Source organism: Phenylobacterium sp., from assembly GCF_004799395.1.
GTDB lineage: Bacteria > Pseudomonadota > Alphaproteobacteria > Caulobacterales > Caulobacteraceae > Phenylobacterium.
Map to the genome: position 1 here is coordinate 16,832 of NZ_SSMZ01000200.1, position 10,792 is coordinate 27,623.

Consider the following 10,792-nt stretch of genomic DNA (forward strand, 5'->3'; position numbering starts at 1 on the left):
CGCCTTCCTAGAACCGCTCGAAGCGCCGCGTCGACCAGTATTTGTAGCCCTCGCGCACGGTCTGACGCCATCCGAGGCGGCGCAGGGAGCGGGTGATCATCATATTGAAGAAGCCGTGGGCCAGGACGACGACGTTCTGGCCGCTCCGCGCCAGCTCATCGAGGCGGGCCGCGGCCCGGTCGGCGCGCCCCTCGGCCTGGGCGCGCGTCTCCTGGCCCTCGTGGTGGTTGAAGAACCACCACCAGAACCGCGCGAAGAAGCCCCACAGCCGCGGCGACAGACGGATCCAGTCCGGCCAGTTGGGCGGCGGCAATGGCGCCTCGACCAGCAGCACGTCCGGCGTGAAGTCCCGGCCCCGTCCCACCAGCTGCGCGCTCTCGATGGCCCGCAGGCGGGTCGACGAGATCAGGACGTCGCAGCGGTCGACATAGCCGCTCAAGCCCGGTGGCGGCGTCTGGCCGGGAAGCAGGCCCATGATCTCGTAGCGGGCCCAGAACTCGCGGTATTCCGTCGCCGACAGCTTCACCCTGCGCGACAGCGCCGGCTCGCCGTGGCGCGCCAGCGTGATGACGCCCTTGGGGGGCGCACCGGACTTCGGCGGATCGGGAGTCTCCCCGGTCAAAGCGCGGGCCAGCCCATCCGAACCGCTGGCGAACAGCCCCTCACCCGTCGGTCCCTAACCCCCAAGATGGGCCTATCCCTCGGCAAGGGCGCGTACGTGCGCGAGCGCCGACGAGCCCAGAGCCTGCAGGTCGTAGCCGCCCTCAAGCGAGGACACAACCCGGCCCTTGGCGTGGCGGTTGGCCACGTCGGAGATCGCCCGCGTGGCCCAGGCGAAGTCCTCCGCCTCCAGCGCCTGGCCGCCGCCGCCCAGCGGATCGCGCACATGGGCGTCGAAGCCGGCGGAGACGATGATCAGGTCCGGAGCGAAGGCGTCGACGCGCGGCATCAGGCTCTCGAAGGCCCTGCGCCAGACCTCGCGCGGCGCGCCCTCCGGCGAGACGGCGTTGGCGATATTGGCCGAGACCGGCTCATCCGGATGTCCGGTGCCCGGCCACATCGGCCACTGCTGGATCGAGGCGAGGAACAGGCCGTCGCGGCCATTGATGGCGGCCTGGGTGCCGTTGCCGTGGTGGACGTCGAAATCGACGACGGCGACCTTGTTCAGGCCGGCGGCCTGGGCGGCGCGTGCGGCCACCGCCACGTTGGAGAAGATGCAGAACCCCATGGGCAGACCCGGCTCGGCGTGGTGGCCCGGCGGGCGCACGGCGCAGAACGCACGCTGGGTCTCCCCGGCGGCCACGTCGCGCACGGCGGCGACCACGGCCCCGGCCGCGCGGCGCGCGGCGCTCAGGCTGCCGGCCGACATGAAGGTGTCCTCGTCGAGCTTCAGCGGCCGCTCGCCCGGACGGGCGGCGAAGATGGCGTCCAGATAGGCTTGGCCATGGACGGCGGCCAGATCGGCGTCTGCAACCAGCGGCGCGTCGTGGGGCGCGAGCCGCAGGTCGCTGTCGGCCAGGGCGGCGGTCACCGCCGCCAGCCGCTCGGGCCGTTCGGGGTGGCGGTCGCCCGGACGGTGGTCGAGCATATCCAGATGGGTGTAGAGCGCGACAGTCATGCCCCATCCTAGCGTAGATTCCACGACCGCCGATGCCTGAACCTTCGATCCGACGCGCCAGCGCCGCCGACGCCGAAGCCCTGTCCGCCATCGGCGCCGAGACCTTCGTCGAGACCTTCGGCCATCTTTACCCGCCAAGCGACCTGCAGACCTTCCTGGCGGAGGCCTACAACCTGGATCGCACCCGCGCCGACCTCGCCCACCCGGCCAAGGCCTCATGGATCGTCGAGGCGGGCGACGCGGTGGTGGGTTATGCGCTCGCCGGCCCCTGCGGCCTGCCGCATCCCGAGGTGACGCCGGCCTGCGGCGAGCTGAAGCGCATCTATCTGAAGACGGCCTGGCAGAACGGCGGCCTGGGCGCGCGCCTGTTCGCCGAGACCATGGCCTGGCTTCAGGCCACGGGCCCCCGCGCCGTCTGGCTCGGCGTCTGGTCGGAGAACCACGGCGCCCAGCGGTTCTATGGCCGCCACGGCTTCGAGAAGGTCGGCGAATACGGCTTCGCCGTGGGCGATACAGTCGACCACGAATACATTCTCAGGCGACACGGGGCGGACCTTGCCGCTCCGACCGCGAATTCGGCGTCAAACGAACACAATATCGCCTGATTCAGCCCCGTAAGCGGTTGAATATTGCGGAGATTTAACCAATCAGCGCTTGGCCTGAAGCTCTGCTTTTGGGACCCTGTCGGCCGGTCTCGCTTCGGAGGCCAGGCGCGGCGGGGACATGCTCAGGATCGGCTATCTGCGGCTGAGGCCCGCCGAGTTCGGAGGCGATCTTGCGGCGGAGGCCGCGCGGCTGGGCGCGCTCGGCTGCCAGGCGGTGCGCACCGAGAGTCTGGCTGGTCGCGGCGGCGATCCGGTGCTGAACGCCATCCTTGACGACCTGGGCGCTGGCGACGAGTTGGTGGTGGCCCGGCTGGATCAGCTGGGCGACAGCGGGCTCGCCATGCTGCAGGTGTTGCAACGGCTCGAAGAGCGTGGCGCGGCCCTGCAGGTGCTCGACCCCGCCCTGTCCAGCCGCGGCCCGGGCGGGCCAGCGCTGCGCGCGGCGCTTGAGGCGGTCGCGGCGCTGGAGCCGCTGACTGCCGCGAAGCCAAGGCGCGCCGCCGCGGCGCAGGAAATCCGTGACCTGCAACGCGCCGGGGTCGGTCCGGTGGAGATCGCCAGGCGCCTCGGCGTATCGCGCATGACCGTCTGGCGCAAGCTGAAGGCGCTGGAGCGCTGCGCCTAGACCCTGACGCGCCCCTATGGGATCTAGTCCGCCGCCGCGTGGCCGGCGCCGGCGCCGAGCGCCTTCTTGGTCAGCCATACGCAGGGGATCAGCACGATCATCAGCCCTGAGGCGATGCGGAAGATGTCGTCCGTAGCCAGCAGATAGGCCTGGCTGACCACCTGATTGGCGACCGCGCCCACCGCCTGCTGCGCCGTCATGCCCAAGGACTGCAGCCTGCCGATCGCAGCGACGAACGCCGGGTCCTGCGCGCCCATGGCTTCCGAGAGGCGGCTCTGGTGCAGGGTGGCGGTTTGCTCCCACACGGTGGAGACCAGCGAGGCCGCGAAGCTGCCGGCGGTGATCCGCGCGAAGTTGTAAAGGCCGGACGCCTGCGGCACCTGCTGTCCCGGCACGCCGTTCAGGGTGAGCGTCACCATCGAGACGAAGAAGGTGCTCATGGCCACGCCCTGCACCAGCATCGGCACGACGAGGGCGGCGAAGCCCACGTCGGTGGTGTAGCGCGAGCGCAGATAGAAGGACGCGGCGAAGGCCAGCAGCGAGAGGCTGGCGGTCCAGCGGGCGTCCAGCCGGTTCATCAAGCGCGCGGCGAAGGGCGTCAGGAACACCGCCACCACGCCCGAGGGGGCCGCGACCAGACCCGCCCAGGTGGCGATGTAGCCCATCCGCGTCTGCAGCCAGAGCGGCTGCAACAGGTTCGCGCCGAAGAACATGGCGTAGCCCAGGCAGGAGACCACCGTGGCGATGACGAAGTTGCTCGACTTCATCAGGCTGAGGTCGACGATCGGGTTCTGCTCGTTGAGCTCCCAGATCAGCCAGGCGATGAAGCCGATGATGGCGATGATCACCTCGACGATGATCGCCGGCGAATTGAACCAGTCGGCGTCCTTGCCGGTGTCGAGCATGACCTGCAGCGCGCCCACCCAGGTCAACAGCAGGAAGAAGCCGGTGCGGTCGATGGGCACGACGCGGGTCGGGGTCTCACGGCTCAGCATGTTGCGCCAGCAGACGACGGCGCAGACGATCCCGACCGGCACGTTGATCAGGAAGATCCACGGCCAGGAGATGTTGTCGGAGATATAGCCGCCCAGGATCGGGCCGCAGATCGGCGCCACCAGGGTGGTCATCGACCAGATGGCGAGCGCGGTCCCCCTCTGGGCCGCCGGGAAGATCATGATCAGGAGCGCCTGGGAGCCCGGGATCATCGGCCCGGAGACCGCACCCTGCAGCACCCGGCAGATGATCAGCGACGGCAGGTTCCAGGACACCCCGCAAAGGAACGAGGCGATGGTGAACAGCACCACCGAGCCCACGAAGGTCTTCACGACCCCGTAGCGCATCATCAGCCAGCCGGTCAGCGGCACGGAGACGCCGTTGGATACGGCGAACGAGGTGATCACCCAGGTCCCCTGGCTGGTGGAGACGCCGAGGTTGCCGCTGATCGTCGGGATCGAGACGTTGGCGATGGTCGAGTCCAGCACCTGCATGAAGGTGCCGAGCGCCAGCGCGATGGCGGTTATTCCCAGCAGCGAGCCGGTCATCGCCGCTGGTAGGACGGGCCCGCGCAACGGCGCGGCGCCCGCGGCCGGCTTGGCGGATTGTGCGTCGTCGGCCATGACCGTCGCCTTCCTGAACCTTGAGGCCTAGTTCGCGCCGGAGATGTCGACAGCGGCCTTCATCGAGAGGCCGATCCGCAAGGGGTGCTCCGCCAGTTCCTTCCGGTTGAGGTCAATTCGGACCGGCAGCCGCTGCACCACCTTGATCCAGTTGCCCGACGCGTTCTGCGCCGGGATCAGGGAGAAGGCCGCGCCGGTGCCGCCCGAGAGGCCGCGCACCCGGCCGTGGAACTTCACGCCAGAGCCATAGAGGTCGGAGGTCAGGATCACCGGCTGGCCGGGATGCACCTTCTTCAGCTGCACCTCCTTGAAGTTGGCGTCGACATAGGCCTCGCCGGCCGGGACCACGGCCATCAGCGGCGCGCCGACGGCGACCTGCTGGCCGACCTCCACCTGCTTCTTGGAGACTATGCCGTCGACGGGCGCCTTCAGGACGGTGCGCTCCAGCATCAGCTGAGCGGCGTCGAGGCGGGCGCGGGCGGCGGCCACCTCGGGGTTCTGCTCGAGACTGACGCCGGCGATCAGGACGTGATTGGCCTCCCGGGCGCCGACGGCGGCGGCGCGGCTGGCCTGGGCCTGGGCGAGCGCGGACTGGGCTTCGGCGTAGCGGTTCTTGGCGTTGGTCAGTTCGTCGCCGGAGACGGCGCCCGAGGCCGACAGCGCCTGGCGGCGGTCGAGGTCAGTCTTGGCGCGGTCGAGGTCGGATCGGGCGCGGGCAATGTCGGCGTCACGGGCGCTGAGCTGGCCGGCGAGCGCGGTGTCGTTGGCGCCGTAGCCCTGCACCTTGCGTTCGGCCTGGCCCAGGGCGGCCTGCGCCTGGGCCACGGCGATCTTCGCGTCGGCGTCGTCGAGCAGAACCAGCGGCTGGCCAGCCTTCACCGCGTCGGTCTCGCGCACCAGCACCTTGGACACCGGCCCGGAGATCAGCGGCGTGACCTGGGCCACGTCGGCGCCGACGTAGGCATTGTCGGTCGTCACCGTCTTGCCCGTGAAGAGCAATGCGTAGACGCCGTAGATCACGGCGCCCACGACCACCGCGATGGCCAGCCAGATCAACAGGCGCCGGCGGCGCGCCTTGGCGGCGTTGACCTGGGCGGAGACGCCGAAGCTTCCGGCGGCGGGGGCCTTGTCGAGGGTGGCGGCATTGGACATCGGGGTGGTCCTTGAAGACGGCGTGTCGGGTCGTTTGGCGGGAACAGGGATCAGGCCGCGGCGTGGTAGCCGCCGCCCAGCGCGCGGACGAGTTGCACGTCGAGCGCCAGGGCGCGGGCGTCCAGGTCGGCCACGGTGCGCCGGCGGCGCAGGACGCCCTGCTCGGCGAGCAGGACGGTGGGATAAGTGGCGAGCCCGCCCTTGTAGCGCAGGGTGGCGATGCGGAAGGCGTCCTCGCTGGCGGCCAGCGAGGCCCGGCTGTCGACGATCTGCGTCTGCAGCGCACGGCTGGAGGCCACCACGTCGGCCACCTGGCGGAAGGCCTCGGTGACGGCGGCGTCATAGCTGGCCACCGCGGCGTCGCGGTCGGCCTCGGCGCCACGCAGGCCGGCCTTCAGCCGGCCGCCCTCGAAGATCGGCAGGCTGATCGCGGGGCCCAGGGAGCCGATATCGGAGCCGGCGGCGAACACCTTGTCCAGGTGCAGCGCCTGGCCGCCGATGAAGCCGGCCAGGTTGATGTCGGGATAGAAGGCCGCCCGCGCGCCCTTGATGCGCGAGACGGCGGCCTCGGCGCGCCAGCGCGCCGCAGTAACGTCCGGCCGGCGGCCGACGAGGTTGGCGGCCAGCTCGGCTGGCACACCCAGGGGTTTCAGGGCTGCCGCACTCGGCCTGGCCAGGCTGAGGCCCCGGTCGGGGCCGGCCCCCGCGAGCGCGGCCAGGCTGTTGCGGGTCAGCGCGATCTGCTCGTCGATGGCGGCCAGGTCGGCCTTCGACTGCAGCGGGTCGGCTTCGGCCTGGCGCTGCTCGGCCAGGGTGTCGAGACCGTTGGTCACGCGGTCGGTCACCAGCTTGGAGGTCTCGCTCTGCACCTCCAGGGCGCGGGCGGCCACGTCGCGTTCGGCATAGAGGCGGGCGAGGTCGGCATAGGCGGCCGCGACGTTGGTTGAAAGCATCAGCCGCGCCTCGGCGGCGTCGGCCTGCGCGGCCTGGGTGTCGGACACCGCGGCCGAGACTGCCGCGCGGTTCTTGCCCCAGAAGTCGAGCTCCCAGTTGAAGTCCAGCGCGGCCCGGCCATACCAGTTGTAGCCCTGGGGCACGAATTCCGCTGGGATGCCCAGGTTGTAGCTCTGCTTCGCCTGCTGCACCGAGACGTCGCCGGCGACGTTCGGCAGGCTGGCGGCGCGCTGCGAGGCGGCGATCGACTGCGCCTTGCGGATCCGGGCTTCGGCGAGCGCCAGGGTCGGCGAGCCGGCGAGGGCTTCGGTCATCAGACCGTTCAGCTGCGCATCGCCATAGGCCGTCCACCAGGCGTCCCCCGGCCATTCCCCAGCAGGGCCGGCCAGGGACTGGGCGGTGGCGTAGCTGGCCGGCGCCTTGGCGATCCTGGCCGGCGCCGGCGGCGGCAGGGTGGCGCAGGCGCCCAGCGCGGTTGCGGCGAGCAACAGGGCGGGAAGTGTGCGGTAGCGGATCATTCGGCCGACTCTTGTCTAACCGTACAGTACGGTCATATATTGCAGAGGACGATATAGCGAGCGCCACAGTGGCGCGTCAAGACTGACCATACCGTACGGTTGGAAAAAAGATGCAACTGACAAAAACCAAACTGGACCGCGATCAACGCCGCGAGCTGATCCTAGATGTGGCGCAGAGTGTCTTCTTGGAAGAGGGCTTCGCCAACGCCTCGATGTCGGTGATCGCCGCCCGCCTCGGCGGGTCCAAGGGCACGCTCTACAACTACTTCAAAAGCAAGGACGAACTGTTCATCGCCTATGTCGAGCGGCGCTGCCTTTGGCAGGATGAAATCTTCGCCGCGCCGTCCGCCGGCGAGACCGCGCAGGAGACCCTGCGCCGGATTGGCCGGGCCTACCTGACCCGCGTGCTGACCGACTTCAACCTCAGGAATTTCCGCCTGATCGCGGCGGAGGCCGAGCGGTCTCCCGAGATCGGTCAGACCTTCTATGAGGCGGGGCCGCGCAAGGGCGCCGAACGGGTGGCCGAGCTCTTGGAGGGCATGGCCGCGGCGGGCGATCTCGACCTCGACGATCCCTTGGAATGCGCTCACCAGTTCTTGGGGCTCGTGCAGAACCGCTATTTCAAAGCCCGGCTCTGCAACGCCATCCCCGAACTTACGCAAAAGCAGATCGAGGACGAGGCGACGCTGGCCACGCGCACCTTCCTGCGGGCCTTCGGCAAGCGATAGTCACCACCCTTCCCGCCGTCGCCGCTCCTGCACGAAGGTCACGAAAGCCCGCAGGGCTGACGGCGGATGGCGGCGGCTGGGATAGTAGAGCCGTGGCCCCGGAAACGGCTCGGACCAGTCGGCCAGCACCTCCACCAGCCGGCCTGACGCCAGGTGCCCGACCACCGTGCCATCGAAAACCTGCAGGAAGCCGACGCCATCGAGCGCCGCGCGCAACAGCAGCGAGCCGCTGTTGGCGGTGACCGGACCGGTGACCGGAACCCGGATCGTCTCCCCGGCCCGCTCGAATTCCCAGGGCGGCTCAGCGCCGCTGGGAAAACGGATGCGCAGGCAGGGCCGATCGAGCATGTCGCGCGGATGGGCCGGCGCGCCCCAGCGCGCGACAACGGCCGGCGTTGCGACCACGACAAAGCGCTGCGGCGGGCCCAACGGCACGGCCACCATGTCCTGCGCCAGGCTTTCCTCCCAACGCACGCCGGCGTCGAAGCCCTTGGCGACAATGTCCACCATCGACGTCTCGGCGATGACCTCAAGCCGCACCGCCGGATAGGCGGCGAGGAAATCCGCGGCCAACGGCGCCAGCACCAGTTCCACCGCGGGCTCCGGGGCGTTTATCCGGAGCGCGCCCGACGGCGCAGCCTGCGCCGAGCGCGCCTCGTCCACGGCCGCCGAAATCTGCGTCAGCGCCGGCTGAAGGGAGCCCAGCAGCGTTGCGCCCGCGTCGGTCAGGGCCACGCTGCGGGTTGTGCGGTTCAGCAGACGGACGCCCAGTCGGGCCTCCAGGTCCCTCACGGCCTGGCTCAGCGTCGATGGCGAGACGCCCCGTTCCACCGCAGCGCGCCGGAAATTGCCGTGCCGCGCGATGGCCGCGAAGTGGTCGAGGGCGCTCAGGTCGATCCGATCCATTGTTCGCCTCTCCGCACAGTCGGTCTGGGATTATACGGCTCAAGCCGAAAATGCCGAACATCCCGGTCGAGGACACGGTCGGCGCCATCGCCGAGCCGGTGAAATCCGGCTACGTGCGCCACCGTTCGGATTGAAAAAGTCCGGAAACCCAGCGGAAATTCCCGGCGGGGCCGAACAGTGTTAGGCCCTGGGTTCAGGCTGGGAGGTCCATGTCATGTTCAGATACATCGCGCCGATGATCGCCGTCGTCGCTGTTGCGGCGGCCTCGTCCGCCGCGGGGGCCGTGTTGATGCGGCAAGCCGGCGAGTGGCAGACCAGCATCGACAACGGGCCGCCGCGCCTCATCTGCTACACCACCGACGAGACCATCGATCAGAACTACGTCTCCCGCTCGATGGCGAAGCTTCCCGGCGCAAACTGCAAAGTGAGCAACTTCACCACCATCGGCCCGGTCACCTCCTATTCGATGCAATGCACGGTCGGCGGCAGCCTGATGACGACCACCGGAAGCATCACCGTCACCGGGCCTGAGTCCGTGACCGGCAAGGCCCACAGCCATGGCGGAATGATGAAGACGGCCAATGGCCAGTCGGTCGCCGTTCCCGACACCGACATCGTGTCGGTATCGCGCCGGCTGGGCCCCTGCAAACCCGGCGACAAACAGGTCAACTAGGACGGCGGCAGGCCGTGTGGGGTCCGGCGCGCGCCATCGACGCGAGCGGGCGGGCTCTCGGGGCTTCGGCTCGGGGCGAGGGAACTGGACATCGCGGACCCGACGCCGCATCCTCCGCGTTCAAACAGACGTTCGCCACCCGAAAGAACCCCGCATGTTCATGCGTTTCTTCACCGAGCTTCGCCAGGCCAAGGTGCCGGTGACGCTGAAGGAATACCTGATGCTCATGGAGGGCCTGGACAAGCAGGTCATCGACCGCTCCGTCGACGATTTCTACTACCTGTCCCGCGCCGCGCTGGTGAAGGACGAGAAGAACATCGACAAGTTCGACCAGGTCTTCGGCCAGGTGTTCAAGGGCCTGGAACGGATGGGCGACGAGGTCGCCGTCGACATCCCCGCCGAGTGGCTGAAGAAGCTCTCCGACCAGTTCCTCACCGAAGAAGAGAAGGCCCAGATCGAGGCCATGGGCGGCTTCGAGGCGCTGATGGAGGCCTTGGCCAAGCGCGCCAAGGAACAGGCCGAAAGCGACGAGAAGGAAGGCAAGGGCCGCGGCCAGGGCGGCAACAACTCACCCTTCGGCGCCAACGGCTATCATCCCGAGGGCGTGCGCATCGGCCAGGACAAGGGCCGCCACGGCAAGGCGATCAAGGTCTGGGACAAGCGCGAGTACAAGAACCTCGACGATCAGGTCGAGCTCGGCACACGCAACATCAAGGTCGCCCTGCGGCGGTTGCGCAAATGGGTCCGCGAGGGCCATCCCGACGAACTCGACATGAACGGGACCATCAAGGGCACAGCCGAGAAGGGCTACCTCGATATCCAGATGCGCGCCGAGCGCCGCAACAAGATCAGCGTCCTGATCTTCTTCGACATCGGCGGCTCGATGGATAGCCACATCAAGATCTGCGAGGAGCTGTTCAGCGCCGCCCGCTCCGAGTTCAAGAACATGGAGTTCTACTACTTCCACAACTGCCTCTATGAGAGCGTGTGGAAGGACAACCGGCGCCGTCACGCCGAGAAGCTGAACACCTGGGACATTCTTCACAAATTTCCCCACGATTACAAAGTGATCTTCGTGGGCGACGCGACCATGAGCCCCTATGAGATCACCTATCCGGGCGGCTCGGTGGAGCACTGGAACGAGGAGGCCGGCGCGGTGTGGATGGACCGGGTCGCGGGCATCTTCGAGCACATGATCTGGCTGAACCCGACGGCCGAGCGGCATTGGGACTACACCCCCTCGGTGGGCCTCTTAAAGCAGCTGGTCGGCGAGCGGATGTTCCCGCTGACGCTGGCGGGCCTGGAGAAGGCCATGAAGGAGCTCGCCCGCTAGGCGGGGCCGCGATGAGCGACGACCTGACCCACGAGGTCCAAGACGCCGACCAGGACCAGGCGGC

The 10,792-nt window shown here is 68.8% G+C and carries 11 protein-coding genes; 5 read left to right on the forward strand and 6 right to left on the reverse strand.

What is annotated here, in order from left to right; genetic code table 11:
• Positions 1 to 7: 7 nt before the first annotated feature.
• Together E8A12_RS12985 and E8A12_RS12990 are read right to left on the reverse strand one after the other, a co-directional pair.
• On the reverse strand, positions 8 to 622 hold the full coding sequence (locus E8A12_RS12985) for a histidine phosphatase family protein (protein WP_293369341.1): 615 nt from the start codon (positions 620 to 622) through the stop codon (positions 8 to 10).
• A 72-nt stretch (positions 623 to 694) separates the two neighbouring features.
• Positions 695 to 1,618 (reverse strand): histone deacetylase family protein, encoded by a 924-nt coding sequence (locus E8A12_RS12990; RefSeq protein WP_293369343.1) that lies wholly within the window; start codon positions 1,616 to 1,618, stop codon positions 695 to 697.
• Positions 1,619 to 1,650: 32 nt separating this feature from the next.
• On the opposite strand from E8A12_RS12990, the gene E8A12_RS12995 reads away from it, so the two are divergent.
• Both E8A12_RS12995 and E8A12_RS13000 read left to right on the forward strand, forming a co-directional pair.
• On the forward strand, positions 1,651 to 2,223 hold the full coding sequence (locus tag E8A12_RS12995) for a GNAT family N-acetyltransferase (RefSeq protein WP_293369345.1): 573 nt from the start codon (positions 1,651 to 1,653) through the stop codon (positions 2,221 to 2,223).
• A 118-nt stretch (positions 2,224 to 2,341) separates the two neighbouring features.
• The gene (locus tag E8A12_RS13000; RefSeq protein ID WP_293369347.1) at positions 2,342 to 2,848 is read left to right on the forward strand and encodes a recombinase family protein; all 507 of its coding nucleotides are present in this window, start codon (positions 2,342 to 2,344) and stop codon (positions 2,846 to 2,848) included.
• Between the two features lie 23 nt (positions 2,849 to 2,871).
• Here E8A12_RS13000 and E8A12_RS13005 read toward each other — a convergent pair whose 3' ends face one another.
• Genes E8A12_RS13005 through E8A12_RS13015 form a run of 3 tightly spaced genes read right to left on the reverse strand, consistent with a single transcriptional unit; the run spans position 2,872 to position 7,088 of the window.
• Complete coding sequence (locus E8A12_RS13005) at positions 2,872 to 4,464, reverse strand: DHA2 family efflux MFS transporter permease subunit (RefSeq protein ID WP_293369349.1); 1,593 nt, start codon at positions 4,462 to 4,464, stop codon at positions 2,872 to 2,874.
• 27 nt (positions 4,465 to 4,491) lie between these two features.
• Positions 4,492 to 5,616, reverse strand: coding sequence for an HlyD family efflux transporter periplasmic adaptor subunit (locus tag E8A12_RS13010; protein ID WP_293369351.1), 1,125 nt, complete (start codon positions 5,614 to 5,616; stop codon positions 4,492 to 4,494).
• Positions 5,617 to 5,666: 50 nt separating this feature from the next.
• A complete protein-coding gene (locus E8A12_RS13015) occupies positions 5,667 to 7,088 on the reverse strand; it encodes an efflux transporter outer membrane subunit (RefSeq protein WP_293369353.1) in 1,422 nt (473 codons plus the stop codon).
• A gap of 110 nt (positions 7,089 to 7,198) precedes the next feature.
• Between E8A12_RS13015 and E8A12_RS13020 the strand changes: the two genes are divergently transcribed.
• The gene (locus tag E8A12_RS13020; protein WP_293369355.1) at positions 7,199 to 7,816 is read left to right on the forward strand and encodes a TetR/AcrR family transcriptional regulator; all 618 of its coding nucleotides are present in this window, start codon (positions 7,199 to 7,201) and stop codon (positions 7,814 to 7,816) included.
• Here the strand turns inward: E8A12_RS13020 and E8A12_RS13025 are convergent, their stop codons facing one another.
• The gene (locus E8A12_RS13025) at positions 7,817 to 8,722 is read right to left on the reverse strand and encodes a LysR family transcriptional regulator (protein WP_293369357.1); all 906 of its coding nucleotides are present in this window, start codon (positions 8,720 to 8,722) and stop codon (positions 7,817 to 7,819) included. It lies immediately after the preceding gene.
• A 214-nt stretch (positions 8,723 to 8,936) separates the two neighbouring features.
• Between E8A12_RS13025 and E8A12_RS13030 the strand changes: the two genes are divergently transcribed.
• Positions 8,937 to 9,395, forward strand: coding sequence for a DUF3617 family protein (locus tag E8A12_RS13030; RefSeq protein ID WP_293369359.1), 459 nt, complete (start codon positions 8,937 to 8,939; stop codon positions 9,393 to 9,395).
• A 154-nt stretch (positions 9,396 to 9,549) separates the two neighbouring features.
• Positions 9,550 to 10,728 (forward strand): VWA domain-containing protein, encoded by a 1,179-nt coding sequence (locus E8A12_RS13035; RefSeq protein WP_293369361.1) that lies wholly within the window; start codon positions 9,550 to 9,552, stop codon positions 10,726 to 10,728.
• Positions 10,729 to 10,792: the final 64 nt, after the last annotated feature.